Annotated in this window: 15 protein-coding genes; 8 read left to right on the top strand and 7 right to left on the bottom strand. The window is 46.6% G+C overall.

Annotated features, from left to right (window positions below; translation table 11 throughout):
• Positions 1 to 121: 121 nt before the first annotated feature.
• Entirely contained in the window at positions 122 to 2,050 is a 1,929-nt protein-coding gene (gene dnaK / locus QNJ26_03710) for a molecular chaperone DnaK (GenBank protein MDJ0984629.1), read from the bottom strand.
• Between the two features lie 41 nt (positions 2,051 to 2,091).
• Entirely contained in the window at positions 2,092 to 2,751 is a 660-nt protein-coding gene (locus tag QNJ26_03705; GenBank protein MDJ0984628.1) for a hypothetical protein, read from the bottom strand.
• Positions 2,752 to 2,935: 184 nt separating this feature from the next.
• Here QNJ26_03705 and QNJ26_03700 point away from each other — a divergent pair, with 184 nt between their 5' ends.
• From QNJ26_03700 to QNJ26_03690, 3 genes are all read left to right on the top strand, one after another.
• A complete protein-coding gene (locus tag QNJ26_03700) occupies positions 2,936 to 3,382 on the top strand; it encodes an Hsp20/alpha crystallin family protein (GenBank protein ID MDJ0984627.1) in 447 nt (148 codons plus the stop codon).
• Between the two features lie 304 nt (positions 3,383 to 3,686).
• The gene (sppA, locus tag QNJ26_03695; protein MDJ0984626.1) at positions 3,687 to 5,531 is read left to right on the top strand and encodes a signal peptide peptidase SppA; all 1,845 of its coding nucleotides are present in this window, start codon (positions 3,687 to 3,689) and stop codon (positions 5,529 to 5,531) included.
• A gap of 253 nt (positions 5,532 to 5,784) precedes the next feature.
• Entirely contained in the window at positions 5,785 to 6,036 is a 252-nt protein-coding gene (locus QNJ26_03690) for a hypothetical protein (protein ID MDJ0984625.1), read from the top strand.
• Between the two features lie 116 nt (positions 6,037 to 6,152).
• Here the strand turns inward: QNJ26_03690 and flgM are convergent, their stop codons facing one another.
• A complete protein-coding gene (gene flgM, locus QNJ26_03685) occupies positions 6,153 to 6,458 on the bottom strand; it encodes a flagellar biosynthesis anti-sigma factor FlgM (GenBank protein MDJ0984624.1) in 306 nt (101 codons plus the stop codon).
• A gap of 492 nt (positions 6,459 to 6,950) precedes the next feature.
• Between flgM and QNJ26_03680 the strand changes: the two genes are divergently transcribed.
• The 3 genes from QNJ26_03680 to QNJ26_03670 all read left to right on the top strand — a co-directional run bounded on the left by QNJ26_03680 (position 6,951) and on the right by QNJ26_03670 (position 9,166).
• On the top strand, positions 6,951 to 8,093 hold the full coding sequence (locus QNJ26_03680) for a heparan-alpha-glucosaminide N-acetyltransferase domain-containing protein (protein ID MDJ0984623.1): 1,143 nt from the start codon (positions 6,951 to 6,953) through the stop codon (positions 8,091 to 8,093).
• A gap of 127 nt (positions 8,094 to 8,220) precedes the next feature.
• The gene (locus QNJ26_03675; protein MDJ0984622.1) at positions 8,221 to 8,697 is read left to right on the top strand and encodes a PilZ domain-containing protein; all 477 of its coding nucleotides are present in this window, start codon (positions 8,221 to 8,223) and stop codon (positions 8,695 to 8,697) included.
• A 166-nt stretch (positions 8,698 to 8,863) separates the two neighbouring features.
• The gene (locus tag QNJ26_03670; GenBank protein MDJ0984621.1) at positions 8,864 to 9,166 is read left to right on the top strand and encodes a hypothetical protein; all 303 of its coding nucleotides are present in this window, start codon (positions 8,864 to 8,866) and stop codon (positions 9,164 to 9,166) included.
• A gap of 117 nt (positions 9,167 to 9,283) precedes the next feature.
• On the opposite strand, the gene QNJ26_03665 is transcribed toward QNJ26_03670, so the two are convergent.
• The 4 genes from QNJ26_03665 to lsrF form a co-directional block, all read right to left on the bottom strand.
• Positions 9,284 to 10,369 (bottom strand): hypothetical protein, encoded by a 1,086-nt coding sequence (locus tag QNJ26_03665; GenBank protein MDJ0984620.1) that lies wholly within the window; start codon positions 10,367 to 10,369, stop codon positions 9,284 to 9,286.
• Positions 10,369 to 10,743, bottom strand: coding sequence for a VOC family protein (locus QNJ26_03660; GenBank protein ID MDJ0984619.1), 375 nt, complete (start codon positions 10,741 to 10,743; stop codon positions 10,369 to 10,371). The genes QNJ26_03665 and QNJ26_03660 overlap by 1 nt, the downstream gene beginning before the upstream one ends.
• Positions 10,744 to 10,869: 126 nt before the next feature.
• Positions 10,870 to 11,883 (bottom strand): alcohol dehydrogenase catalytic domain-containing protein, encoded by a 1,014-nt coding sequence (locus QNJ26_03655; protein ID MDJ0984618.1) that lies wholly within the window; start codon positions 11,881 to 11,883, stop codon positions 10,870 to 10,872.
• The gene (gene lsrF, locus QNJ26_03650) at positions 11,880 to 12,761 is read right to left on the bottom strand and encodes a 3-hydroxy-5-phosphonooxypentane-2,4-dione thiolase (GenBank protein ID MDJ0984617.1); all 882 of its coding nucleotides are present in this window, start codon (positions 12,759 to 12,761) and stop codon (positions 11,880 to 11,882) included. The genes QNJ26_03655 and lsrF overlap by 4 nt, the downstream gene beginning before the upstream one ends.
• A gap of 272 nt (positions 12,762 to 13,033) precedes the next feature.
• Between lsrF and QNJ26_03645 the strand changes: the two genes are divergently transcribed.
• Together QNJ26_03645 and QNJ26_03640 are read left to right on the top strand one after the other, a co-directional pair.
• On the top strand, positions 13,034 to 13,684 hold the full coding sequence (locus QNJ26_03645) for a class II aldolase/adducin family protein (protein MDJ0984616.1): 651 nt from the start codon (positions 13,034 to 13,036) through the stop codon (positions 13,682 to 13,684).
• Between the two features lie 111 nt (positions 13,685 to 13,795).
• Complete coding sequence (locus tag QNJ26_03640; GenBank protein ID MDJ0984615.1) at positions 13,796 to 14,647, top strand: hypothetical protein; 852 nt, start codon at positions 13,796 to 13,798, stop codon at positions 14,645 to 14,647.
• Positions 14,648 to 14,661 lie beyond the last annotated feature (14 nt).

Genomic DNA, 14,661 nt, shown 5'->3' with positions numbered 1-14,661 from the left:
ATGACCACCGCCTCTCTTTCAGATCAGATAATATAAGTTAAAATTTGAAGCTATCTCAAAAATAGTAGATCACGCCCAAGGGTCCGCCTCCGGCGGATTAGATGCATTTTTGCGTTAGCTTCTATTTGACTTCTTCATACTCAGCATCCACCACTTCCTCAGCCGCATTGTCGCCGCCAGGTTGCGGCCCCCCTGAGGTATGCTGCGCCCCGCCTGCATACGCATCCTGGGGTTGTCCCTCCGGTGAAGCCTGCTGATACATTGAAGCGGCCAGCTTGTGAGAAGCCTGGCTCAATGCCTCTGTCAAGCGCTTGATTTCTTCGCTGTTATCGCCTTCGATTTCATTTTTGAGACTATTGATCGTCTGCTGGATTTCGGCTTTCAGCCCGCTATCCACTTTATCGCCCAAATCAGTCAAGGTCTTCTCAGTGGAATAAATCAGCGTGTTGGCTGAATTGCGTGCATCGGCCAGCTCTTTTTTCCGTCGATCGTCGTCGGCATGCAGCTCGGCATCTTTTACCAGCCGATCAATTTCCTCCTGGGATAGTCCCGAAGAGTGGGTGATTTTAATCGACTGCTGCTTGCCAGTCGCTATGTCCTTGGCAGATACTTCCACTATGCCATTGGCATCGATATCAAAGGAAACTTCAATCTGGGGTGTGCCGCGGGGTGCCGGTGCAATACCCGTCAACTCGAAGCGTCCTAAAGTTTTGTTATCCGAAGCCATTTCTCGCTCTCCCTGCAGCACGTGAACTGATACCGCCGGCTGGTTGTCTTCTGCGGTGGTAAAGGTTTCGCTCTTTTTGGCCGGGATGGTCGTATTTTTCTCGATTAAGCGAGTCATCACCCCCCCCAGTGTCTCGATACCCAGAGAAAGCGGGGTCACATCCAGCAACAGAACATCGGATACGTCACCTTTTAAAACACCGCCCTGAATGGCGGCTCCCAAGGCGACCACCTCGTCCGGATTCACTCCTTTGCTGGGTTCTTTGCCAAAAATTTTACTGACGCGCTCCTGAACAGCCGGCACACGGGTCATCCCGCCCACCAGTATAACCGAGTTGATGTCCGCAGCAGAAAGACCGGCATCCTTGAGGGCCGTATGACAGGGTTGCTCCAGTTTGTCCAGCAACTCACCGACCAGGCTTTCAAGCTTGGCGCGGGTGACCTTTATGTTCAAATGTTTCGGACCGCTGGCATCTGCAGTGATAAACGGCAAATTGACATCTGTTTCCACGGAAGCGGACAATTCAATTTTGGCTTTTTCGGCAGCTTCCTTTAAACGTTGCAGGGCCATTTTGTCGCCCCTCAGATCAATGCCTTGGTCCTTTATAAATTCATCGGCCAGGTATTCGATTAATTTGAGGTCGAAATCCTCACCGCCTAAATGGGTGTCGCCATTGGTGGATTTGACTTCAAAAACACCATCGCCGATTTCAAGGATCGAGACGTCAAATGTGCCGCCGCCCAAGTCGAACACCACAATTTTTTCATCGGTCTTCTTATCCAAGCCATAAGCCAGGGATGCTGCAGTGGGCTCATTAATGATGCGCAAAACATTGAGCCCGGCTATTTTACCGGCATCTTTGGTGGCTTGCCGTTGACTGTCGCTAAAATAAGCCGGAACAGTAATCACCGCATCTGTCACTTTTTCACCTAGGTATTCTTCGGCGGCTTTTTTAATATTGGCCAGAATAAAAGATGAAATTTCTGCCGGGCTGTGCTGTTTGCCGCGCAAGGTAATGCGAACATCGCCGTTGGACGCCTTTTCAATTTTATACGGCAGCACCTTAATGTCGCTTTGCACTTCTGCAGAATCATATTTCCGGCCGATCAGTCGTTTGACGCCAAAAACAGTATTTTCAGGATTGGTGATCGCCTGTCTTTTGGCAATCTGCCCAACCAGGCGTTCCCCTTTATCAGACACCGCCACCATGGAAGGTGTTGTGCGGCCGCCCTCAGGGTTGGTGATAATTTTTGCGTCGCCGCCTTCCATAATGGCAACACATGAGTTGGTCGTACCCAGGTCAATTCCAATTATTTTACCCATGATAAATTCCTCCTTAAATGATGTCGTTTTGGTTATGAATGTTAATTTAAGTCGTTATCCATTTGTCCATCACTTTGCAGCGTGCTGACAGCGATTTTCTCGAGCTCGAAATCCTCGATCATGTCTCCCTTGTTAACAAAGTCACGGATCTCTTCTTGCGCCTCTGCAAGCGCTTGGATGGCATTGACAAAATGTACATATGTCGGATCCTCATTGCCGAGATCTTTTTCAAATTCTGCCAGCAATTCAAGACCTTCATTTAAAAAAGCATTGATATCATTTAATATTTGTTTGCGGATCGTATGTCTTTGACGTTCCTTTGAAATAATCGGCAACAACCGCTGAATGGACAGTTCCACTAAGGCATCTCTGGGCGCGTTAAATTTTTCCGCTGTTTTTTCTAAAGATGTCAACGTACTACGACTAATAACAAAGGTTTTTTGAACGCGCTCCAGATCCACCAGCGATAATCGGTCAATCTCCCGTGCAATGCGTATCAATGACCGCGCATCTTCCATTAAATGATCGAAAATCGATTTCTGTTTGATACCCAAGTGTGCTGATACAATGCTGAGGGCTTCAATGGCCATAGTAGATAATTTGAATGTCACCCTGACCGATTGGCGGCCTCTTAGATCAAAAGCAGTTGGATGCGGCAAAGACATCTGATTTTTCGCTGTCATTTCATTATTATGTTCCATTTTTCACCACCTCCTAAATCTGCTTTGAAATCATTGGCACGATTCATTACTACATATTAATACATTTTTTTAGTAATGCAATATAAAAATAAATATATTTTCTTGACAAAAATAATTTTATATTTATTTTATTTGTCAGAAATAGCTTAGATAATAATCCAATCCAACCTTAGGAGGTATTAAAATGATGAGCTTAGTCAGATGGAACCCTTGGAGAGAGATGTCAACTTTACAGCATCGCGTAAACCACTTATTTAACGAACCGTTTTTCAGAAGCGACAGCGAAAATGATGAACTGCGCATGGGGTCCTGGTATCCGGCAGTGGATATGTTCGATGATGGCGAAACCATTGTCATCAAAGCCGAACTACCCGGTATGGATAAAAAGGATATATCGGTTGATATCGAAGATCGGGTTTTAACCCTCAGCGGCGAGCGCAACCATGACAATGAGGTTAAGGAAGAGAATTATTATCGTCGCGAAAGAGTCTACGGCACTTTCAAACGGACTTTTAATCTACCGGCCGATGTGGATTCAGATCAAATTAAGGCGGACTTTAAAGACGGTGTCTTAAAAGTTGAAATTCCAAAACCCGAGGAAAAAAAGCCCAAACAAATTACGGTTCATTAAACGTCTTTCCCGTAACGCGATCAGCGCGTTGATGGGTAAATAAATGTAGGGCGACCATAGCGTCGCCCTATTATTTTGCCCGCATCCGTATCAAAGCAAAACCGCGACTATTTTGAAGCAAAATATGGGTTATTGTTATGCAATACTTTCAAATTGACTTATAATATAAAAAGAGTTTTAACTGAAAAACACGAAGAACAGCATTCAATCATTCGGACTCATATCCCTTTCTGCCTTAGTGGCGAGCAGGGTTTCTCACGCTTATGTTAAACTATATTCAATACCCTCAGAGGTTTTTAAGCACATGAAAAAACCACCCGGAATTATCCGTCGAATTTTAGGTTCCTTCTGGAACGGTGTCTCGGTTCTGCGCCGCTTTGTCGGCAATATGCTATTTCTTTTGCTGATCATCATTTTAATTGCCATATTCTTCTTCGATGGCGGAGAAGAAGTGCCCGATGGCGCTGCTTTGATCTTAACCCCGGAAGGCGATATCGTTGAACAAAAAACTGAAACTGTGATGTCCAGTGTCTTATTTGGTGAAGCTGCAAAAAAAGAGACGCTCTTGAAGGACATTATCGATGTAATCGATTATGCAAAAGATGATGACCGCATAGCGGTGATGGTGCTGGATCTAAGGAAAATGGCCGGTTCCGGCATTAGCAAGCTGCAAGACATTGGGGCCGCTCTCGAGCGCTTTAAAAGTGGCGGCAAGCAAATTTATGCTTTTGGTGATTTCTTCAATCAGCAACAGTACCTTCTGGCAACCCATGCGGACCGACTTTATTTGAACCCGATGGGCTCAGTTTTTTTGCAAGGCTTTGGTCTTTATCGTATGTACTTCAAGTCGGCGCTGGAAAAGCTTAAAATACAGTTTCATGCCTTTCGTGTTGGTACTTATAAAACAGCCCTGGAGCCTTTTTTACGCGATGACATGTCTGATTATGCCAAAGAGGCCAACCTGGCGTGGCTCGACATCCTCTGGAACGATTACAAACGTGTTGTTGCCGAACAGCGGGGGCTAGAACCACAAAATATTGACGTCTTTATCAATAATTATCCCGCTCATCTGGCAAAAGCCGGTGGCGATGCTGCCGCAGCAGCTTTAAATCTTGGTCTGGTGGATGAGTTGATAACCCGTGACCAGCTGCGCGAGGAGCTTATCGACATCGTCGGTCGGGATCAAGACGGACTGACCTTTAAACAGATCTCATTTGATGAGTATTTTAGCCACGTTCGCCCTGTGCTGACGCAAGACCACCCGATCAAAGACAAAGTCGGCATTGTTGTGGCCAGTGGCATCATCCTGGATGGTGAACAGCCGACCGGCCGAATTGGCGGTGACACCATCGCGGATTTGCTGATCCGGGCGCGTAATGATGACCAGATAAAGGCAGTGGTGTTACGGGTGGATAGTGGCGGCGGCAGTGCGACCGCCTCTGAAGTTATCAGCAGGGAAATCCAGCTTACCCGCGACAGCGGCAAACCCGTTTTTGTGTCCATGGGATCGGTGGCCGCTTCGGGTGGATATTGGATTGCTGCCCAGGCCGATCAAATCTGGGCCACACCAACGACCATTACCGGATCGATCGGGATATTCGGCGCCTTCCCTACGTTTGAAAAGAGTCTCAAATCCCTCGGCATTACCAGCGATGGTGTTGGTACGACCCAACTATCAGATGCATTTATTCCCAGCCGACCGCTCAATGATCTGATCGCCCAATCAATGAACCAGATGATCGAACAGGGCTATCGGCGTTTCATCCAGCGGGTTGCCGAAGGCCGCAATATGGAACTCGAGGCGGTCGAGAAAATTGCCCAGGGTCGTGTCTGGGCCGGAACGACGGCCAAAGATCTGGGACTGGTCGATCAACTGGGCAACTTGCAGGATACCATTCAGGCGGCTGCTGCACAGGCAGATTTAAAAGATTATGGCATTACTTACATCACACAACCGTTAACAACCAGGGAGCAGCTGATCAAAAAGCTTAATCGGTTCATTTTGACCGTATTCAATTTTACCCAGTCGACAGATCATCCAGTACAAAAATTATATGAGAGGGTGGTTGATAACGAAATCGGTCATCTTTTGCTGGACGACGATCCGGCCGGATTATACGCATTCTGCTTAAATTGTATCGATCCTTGATCAAATAAGTACCCGGAGTTGCGTATTTGTATCAAATTCAATTTGTTACACCTTCTTTCCCTTTTACGAAACAATTCTAAAAGCCAATCAAATATTTTTGAAACCTTCCGCCGAATAAATGTCTCTTAATTGCGTTTAATATCATTATTCCCTCTAAAAACGTTTGTAAGGAAAAGGGCGCTTCAACCACTAAAATAAATCATTATGTTTTCATGGATTTAGATCAACCATTCTGGATAAATCGGAGACAGATATGGCAAAAGATAAAAAGGATATCAAAAAAGATATATTGAATATGTTTCGATCGTTACAAAATGAAGGCAAAGATGTTTTACCGCCTGAATTTTTGGAATCGAATTATTTCCAGCATTTAAATTGGGACGAAAAGCAACTCTATCAAAATGCGGTCAAGGATTTGATTTCAAGAGGGCTTGTCAAAAATGTCAGAGGCTCGAGCCTGAATCTTAAGCTTACTGATAAAGGGGCTAACTTAATCTATAACTGAATGGCGCATTGGTTTTAATGCACCATTCAGTTATGGAAACAAAAAAGGCGATTCAGGATGTTCCTGTAATCGCCTTTTTTATCAGTTAAAAATGTGCCGTTCGGGAAAGAGAACGATCAAGCCAAATCGTTAAACAGCACATCTTTTAGCATTTTATCGGCTATTTTTTCTTCATCAATCTCGTAGGTCCCATTTTCGATTTGTTCTTTAAGCTGAGCAACTTTGTCCTCTCGGACATCCGGTATCGCTTCCAACTGTTTCTGGGCCTCCTGGATATCTTTAGCCGCGTTTGAAAGCGCGACCGTATCTGCCTTGGTTTGCTGTTGTTGCTGCTGCTCCGATGCGGCGTCGACCTTATCCTTATCCTGTACCTGATTCACATACGATTCAATGTTAACAGAGTCTTTGGGGGTAATTTCCATTTTATGGCAGTCTCCTCAAACTTTAACGGGTTGCCAATCTTTCTGACCGCACAACCTTCATTATTAACAATAATTCTAATTCACTGGCTTCTGCGTGTCAAATAAATTACGATTTAATTATATTATCGGTAAAAACTTTACATACTTTAGTCTTTTTTTGCAAATTTCCGCATGGCTTCGCTTTTTGAGAAAATTTACAACATATTAATATAACAATAAATAATGTTAAAATTGGTATTTTGCATCGCAAAACGCCAATTTTGATCCCAAGGTCGTTTTCGCAGGCCTAAAATTAATATGCCATTATCATGCCAAAAAAATTTAATTCTCTGCATTCTCAGAGAATAATTCCTTACCCTTTACAGTTCGTTAAATGGCTCTAGTTTATTTATATGTAAATAATGGGTTGAGCCCGTTGCTCACCGAAGATCCTCGTGAACGCGAAATACAAAACTACCTGCAAAATGCCGGATATATTTCTGAAAAAAGTGAATGACTGAATCTTTGAACCTAACACCAACAGCTTACCCTGGCTCTCGTATTGCGGCCATCGATATCATGCGCGGCTTTGTCATGGTGCTCATGGCGATGGACCACGCGTCGCATGCCTTCAACGCCGGGCGCTATACTCAAGATTCCTACCTGTGGTATTCGGCCGGCACGCAGATCCCGACAATTCAGTTTTTTGTCCGCTGGGTGACGCATATCTGTGCACCCGCATTTTTGTTTCTGGCCGGTTTTGTGTTGGCACTGAGTGTTGCCAGACGACAGGCCCGCGGTGATGCAGAGCACGCCATTGACGGCGATATGATCAAACGCGGAATTTTCATCTTGCTGTTGGACCCGCTCTGGATGAGCTTTGGTTTTGGCGGAAATATCACCCTGCAGGTGCTCTATGCCATTGGGGGCAGTTTTTGTTTGATGGTGCCCTTGCGCAGGATGGGTCTGCGCAGCCTGCTGGTTGTGGGGTTGGGACTTTGTTTTCTGGGTGAAGGGTTTGCAGGGCTGACGCGGTGGGCCGGTAACGATCAAATACTGGATCTGATTGCCGCCTTTCTCATTACCGGCGGGGCAGTGACAAAAGGCATCTATGTTCTTTATCCGCTATTGCCCTGGCTGGCTTACATGCTGCTGGGCTGGGTCTGCGGACGATATCTGTTCGGAGAAAAGGGTGTTAACCCGATTCATTTTTTCGCAAAGGCCGGCCTCATTTCCCTCATCCTGTTTGTTATCGTTCGCGGCTTCAATCAATACGGCAACATGCTGTTGTACCGCTATGACCATTCCATACCGCAGTGGCTGCATGTAAGCAAATACCCGCCCAGCCTTTCCTTTGCCTCCCTTGAATTAGGCCTCATGTTCCTGATGTTGGCTTTTCTGTTTGCTGTGTATAGGAATAAAAAACCATCAGCGGCCAATCCGCTGCAGGTGTTCGGCCGCACACCGCTTTTATTTTACATTCTGCATGTTCATTTATTGGCAGGGGCGGCCTGGGCACTGAATTTATACCGGGCCGGCGGGCTGCTCGAAACCGGTCTGGCGACGCTGGCCGTTTTAGCGGTGCTTTATCCGCTTTGTTGCTTTTACGACCGTTTCAAGCGCGCCCACCAGACAAGCCTTTTGCGCTATGTGTGATTGAATTGATGTACAGGCTTTTTTAATCGTCCCAGGTGATGGTTGGGGATTATTGACATCCTACATTGTGGTACACATATTCAGGTTCAAAAGCCTAACGCAATCAATTCTGCGAGCAACATATAAAATGGCAAATGACAGAAGAAAGAATCCGCGCTATCAGGTGCAGGATAACGCTTATGCGGTTTTCAAATCCGAACCCACGAAGCTGATACCCATTATTGATATTAGCCTTGGAGGGCTGGCGGTCTGTGTGAATGCCATCAATATGCATGCGGATGGATTCAGCGATGCGTCGAAATTAGAGATTTTAACAGATGATTGTCATTTCTACATGGATAAATTGCCGTATCAGCTCATTTTGCCCCAGCGGAACTTTCCACACAGCACCGCCGGTTCATTTCAACACATTTATGCTGTTCAATTCATTGATTTGGTGTCCAGTCAGCGAAATCAGTTGAAACATTTTATTCGCAACCATACCCGCGGCGGAATGACGCCGAAATTCCTGCATAAATTCAATCAGCACCTGCACCAACTGATCGGCAAAAAGGATATTGCCGATGCGTGCCGCAATCTCTGGCTTCAAAGACCGAGTGGATGACCCAATCCATTTTTCTCTCATCGGAGCTAAGCAGATCTGTCCCATCTTTGCTAGACGCTTTCATTAACGTTGATTTAATGTTAGATTTAGTGCGGGCTTAATATGTCCCAATCAACATTATTTTTCCAATCGCCGGCACCGCCTGTCAACGTTTATCGTTAAGGGAATGACTTTATTAGAAAAATATTTAACCAGTTTGATATGTGGCCTACTATTGCTGGGGATGCCAACGACTGGCAGCAGCGATCCGGCTGAAAGCGTCACAGAAGCGGCATGTGCCCGTCTGCCCGCTGCCGAGATTATTTGGGACTTAAGCCAATACCGTTGGCTGTGCTGTACCCCCAAAAGCAATGATGAATATGAATCCTGCGTGCCCATCAGCGATATGCAGCCGCTTCCCAAAACGAACCTCAAGCCGTTCCCAACCGATGAAACCCAAACGATTGAAAAAAACCCCCGCAAACCATGAGACCCCATGTGCTTACAAGACCATAAAAAGGGGCTCACTTGCCTTTAGCCCCTTTTAATTGTGCAATTTGCTGATTTTCGAATCGGTGCTCTGAGAAAAAGATGATTTTTTATGGTATTACTCTGATGTATTTTTATCGCCTGTTAGATAATAGCCCCTAGAACCGACATTTTTGATCATTTCGATGTTTCTTTTTTTAAACAGCTGATTTTCCACGCCCAGTTCAAGCCAACGAAAATCATAAAAGACGACCAATTTGCAACTCGGTAAATTTTCAATGGCAGCAAAGGTGCGTTCAAACCATTTACTGGAATATCGATAAAACCAATCCGTACCCCGGTGGCGATCTCCCAATTCCCAGATCGCAAAGGGTTTTGTCCGATAGAGGGTCGTTAATTCATTGTAATCATCACCTAACAGATCCTCAAAATGTTCGCTTTTTTTGAAACTCTGGTTCCAGATGGAAACACCGACCCAGTCGACCTGCTCGGGCGGCACCTGGTAATAGGGCCTCATCTTCCAAGAACCGGATAATCTATTGGTTAAATGAAGCCCCCAGACAAGATAGCGGTTCGCCCCTTCCTGCTCAAAAATATTAAACATGCGGTCCCAGGCAGGGATAAAGTACTGCGGATCCCAATTTTTCCAGGGATGATCCTTGTCATAATGGCCGGCTCCCGGAAAGGGTGTGAAAAAGGCGGGTAATGCCGTCTGGCTGACCTGCTGTGAAAAGCGTTGAAGATGATGATCGTAACGGCCTTTGCTAATGGCCATCCAGTCTGCACGCGGGCTGTAGCGCATCATTGGATAAACCCCCATCTCGATGGCCGCATCTAGAACACTGCCGGGGTAATAACTGTCACCCAGGAAATCATCAGCGATACTGTGCACTGCCGGCAGCGTACCGATTTTTCTTTGATAGCTGCTTAATATCTGTTTCTCTACCTGGGCACTTTTTTCTTGCCGCCAGAAATCAGAAGCGCCTGAGATACGATAACCGATATCATGGTGCCAGCCCAGGTAACACTGATCTTGCGGTGTCGGAATGGCCGCATGAGATTCCAGATTTGGTGTTGTGATTATGCGGGGCTTTGATTCGACTTGCTTTTGGGCGCATCCCTTCATGAGCGGGGTCAGACCGAACCCGCTCAATGTTACCAGGCCTAATTTCACGAATTTTCGGCGGGTGACGTCAATCGGCATTATTTGATCTCAAACAGATGACCATCATCATCTCGAATAAATGTCAGGGTTCGGTCACCCTTGGGGACTTGAATCACCTGGATTTTCAGGAGATCACATTTGCTCAGCAAGGCGTCCAAGTCTCTAACCTCCAAGCAGACATGATCGATTGCGTTATCCTGTTTCACCGGTTGGCCGGTGATAAAAATCTCAAAATGAACCTTTTCACTGCGATAGTTGATCATTACTAGCTCGGTGTTGACATTAAAAATGGCTTTGGCAAGGGATACTGCCAGCGTTTTCGGTTTTTCCTTTTCCAGACCCAAAAGGTCTTTAAAAAAACGATCTGATCTTTGTTCCGAGCTGCACGTCAGCGCTGCATGCCGCATGATCATTTGTAAATTCCTCCGTAATGTTCCTTTACGCTATGAAAACGGGATCCGGTTACCGCGGAAACTCTATAAACGATATTCGGATTCGGGCGGATGGCTTAATTTTTCCATCGCAGCTAAATGTTTAGATTAGAAATGGGGTTTCACAATAACTTTCAGAGACGACTGGTTTTCCAAGACCAGCCGGAAGCCTTCGGCGATATCATACAGGGAAAGCTGCCGGGTAATCAAATCATCAACTTCTATTGCGCGGGTTTCCAACAGCTTAATGGCCGCATCAATATCGGGGGGGCCGCAATAATAGGAAGTGATGATTCGCGTTTCGCGTGTCCAAAAGCGATTGAGCGGTATCGTCACTGTTTTATCGGGGTGCGGTACCGCGAAAAAAACGATGACACCGCCTTTAGCGACGCAATCCCATGCCTGGTCGACGGCACTCATAGCAGACGTGCACACAAATACCGCATCCGCTTTGCGGGTGTTTTCAGCCGACAGTCGCGCCGGAACATTATCGGCGGCATCCAGGGTGATATCCGCGCCCATGTTGCCGGCAATTTTCAGCTTATGAGGATTGATATCGGTTGCAATGACCCGGCAATTTTTATTTTTGGCAAGCTTGACGTGCAGCAGTCCGGACATCCCGCTGCCCATTACCATGACTGTCTGGTCGTTGCGTACCTCGGCCAATCGTTGGGCCCTGATCACACAGGCCAGCGGTTCAATAAAGGTGCTTTGATCATAGGTGATCGGGTCCGGTAAGCGATATGTTCCTTTTTCGACTAAAGATTCAGGCACCAGAACATATTCTGCAAACCCGCCGGGCAGTCTTTCTTTGACTTTTGAGCACACCGGATATTGGCCGTTCTGACAATAAGAGCAAGCCATGCACGGGACTTTGGGTGCAATAAAAACTCGATCCCCGGGCTTATACATCGACACCGCTCTGCCGACTTCAACCACCTCGGCGCCGATTTCATGCCCCTGCACCAGCGGCGCTCGCGGCAGTCGATACCACTCAACGATATCGCTGCCGCAAATTCCGCATGACACCACTTTTATCAGCATCTCCTTGACACCGGGTTTTGGTCGCAGCACTTCTTCGATTCGAATATCTTCGTTGTTATACCAGACGGCTACTTTCATGACTGATTTTTGAGTGTTTCGTATAGATCCAGAGCCTTATCCGGTTTTTCGTTTTGATGAACCACTGCCGCGACCGCCTGCAGCATCGCAATCGGAGAATCGGACTGAAATATATTGCGACCCATGTCCACGCCGCTAGCCCCCTGCTGCACGGCATTATAGGCCATGGTGAGGGCATCCAGTTCCGGTATTTTCTTGCCGCCGGCCATCACGATCGGTACCGGGCAGGAAGCGCAAACGGTTTCAAAATCTTTCTCGATATAATAGGTTTTAATATAATGAGCGCCCAGTTCGGCACAAATACGGGTGGCCAGCCTGAAGTAGCGGGCATCGCGGGCCATATCCTTACCCACGGCGGTAACTGCCAGGGTTGGAATGCCGTACCGTGTGCCGATATCCACCATCTTGGTCATGTTGATAATCGATTGCCTTTCGTATTCACCCCCGATGAATACCTGGACGGCCATGGCACAAACATTCAGACGAATGGATTCCTCAATATCTACGGCGATCTCTTCATTTGACAGCTCTTTGAGGATGCTGGTGCCGCCCGATACCCGCAGCACAATCGGTTTGGTAATGGCTGGCGGGACAATGCTTCTGAGAATACCGCGGGTGAGCATCAAGGTGTCCGCGTAGGGCACAATCGGAAGAATATTGACGTCAACCCGCTCAAGTCCTGTGGTGGGACCCTGAAAATATCCGTGATCGATGGCCAGCATGACCGTGCGACCGGATTCGGGGTTGAAAATGCGGGCCAGCCTGTTTTTCATCCCCCAGTCCAGCGCATTGGATCCTTTCAAAAAGAACCCTTCTGTTTGCTGCGGAATATCAGTAAAATATTTTTTTCCTTCTTTCATTTCTTCCACATCAGGCATTCTATTGCTCCTTTCGCTATATTGATGGGTTGAGCCGGTTAGCCCGTTAACCCGTTGGCCCGTAAATATTGAATCAGACATTATCCTTTTTTAACCGGCACAACGGGCTCAATCCCGTTTCACGAGGACCTTCGGCCGGGCAAACGGGCAAACCTGATAGGTGATATCTTTACGGGCATTATCTCAGGTTGGGGTACAGGGTCAAGAAAAACCATTTATTAATAATCGCTGCATATGGTATTAAATGTAAAAAGCACACAACGGAGCAAGCCATGGGTCAATTTGATAAACACAAACAGGCCATCGTTGAATGTGCCCGCTGGCTCTCTGAACATGGCTATTTCGGATGTATCAGGGGCAGCGGGGGCAACATTTCGGTCAAACTTAACACTGATTGTATGATGGCGATAACCCCGTCCCGCCGCCCCTACCAGGAAATGACGTCGGATGACATTTGTGTGGTTGATGACCAATTCAAATCCATTGAAGGACATCTGACACCATCGATTGAAGCAACGATGCACCTCAGCGTTTATCGAAACCGACCCGATATCCAGGCCGTCATTCATTCCCATCCGGTCTTTGCTGGTATATTGTCGATAATCAATAAACCGATACCGGCCCTGTTTGATGAAATCACATTTGAGATCGGTGCTGAGGTGGATGTGGTTCCTTATGCCATTTCCGGAAGTACGGAGCTGGCCCAAAATGTTGTCCACAAACTAGACAACGATTGCTATTGCTATATACTGCAAAACCATGGTGCCTTGAGCTTGGGAAAAGACCTGGACCAAGCCTGGAAAAATGCAGAGCTGTTGGAAAAAGTGGCCCAGATTTATTTTTATGCCTTAACCACCGAAAAAAAGATAACCACTCTGCCCAAAGACGCTATCGATCTGATTTATAAAATGCGGAAAACATAACCACGGAGCACACAGAGAACACAGAAAAAAATCTGTTCATATTGAGAATGTGTTTGGAAGGTCCGGGCTTGCCTGTGTGGTGCTGTGGCCCATTTTAATCTGAGTAATGATATGCTTAGCGCTGAGGAAGAAGCCTATATTTTGAACCGGGCCTATGTACCGGAGCATTGCGTACAGTTGATGACCTTTGTATCCGGCGGGGAGCCGTTTCTAATGGATGATTTTTTTATATGCCTCAAAGCAAACTGGCTCATCCTGATCGGCTACCCCCTGGAAGATAATTTTACCAGTGAAGCATTAAAAAATATTTTATCCAAAGTAAAAGAAACATTCCGTCCCGAATTCATTTCGCTGGTTGCACCGCAAATGCCGTCGTCCCTGGCTGTCAACTGCCGCGAACACCAAAGCGATGTTTACTATACGCTGGAGACCCAAGCGCCAACGATCCGCAGCCCGGTAAAACGCAATCTGAGAAAAGCGCTTGAGAGTTTACGGGTGGAATTATCACCGCGCATGCAGCGCGACCATTATGATCTGATGCAGGAATTTGCCGAGCGCAAACAGTTGTCAAAGCGCGTGGAGCGGCTGTTGTTTAAAATGCCGGATTTTGTGGCCGCGGCGGATAAGGCCTTTGTGCTAAATGCATGGAATAAAGACCATCGGTTGAGCGCCTTTTATGTGGTTGACCTTGAAGCCAGCAAATTTTCCAATTACATTATCGGGTGCCATTCCAAGAAAAATTATGTTGTGGGGGCATCGGATCTTTTATGTTTTGAGCTGATTAAGCTGAGCCTGGAATATCAGAAGCCATACATTCATCTTGGACTGGGAGTAAACGCCGGTATTCGTCGTTTTAAGGAAAAGTGGGGCGCAATGCCCTCCCGCCGATATGAAATGGGTGAGCTGAAAGCAAAAAAAATGTCCTTTTTGAATATCTTGCGCGATTTGGGGAAAACGCGTTAAGCGCGCTGATGGGA

The organism is Desulfobacterales bacterium (genome assembly GCA_030066985.1).
Classification (GTDB): Bacteria; Desulfobacterota; Desulfobacteria; order Desulfobacterales; family JAHEIW01; genus JAHEIW01.
The sequence above is the reverse complement of the archived record's forward strand: the minus strand, read 5'-3'. Positions and strand labels throughout refer to the sequence as shown.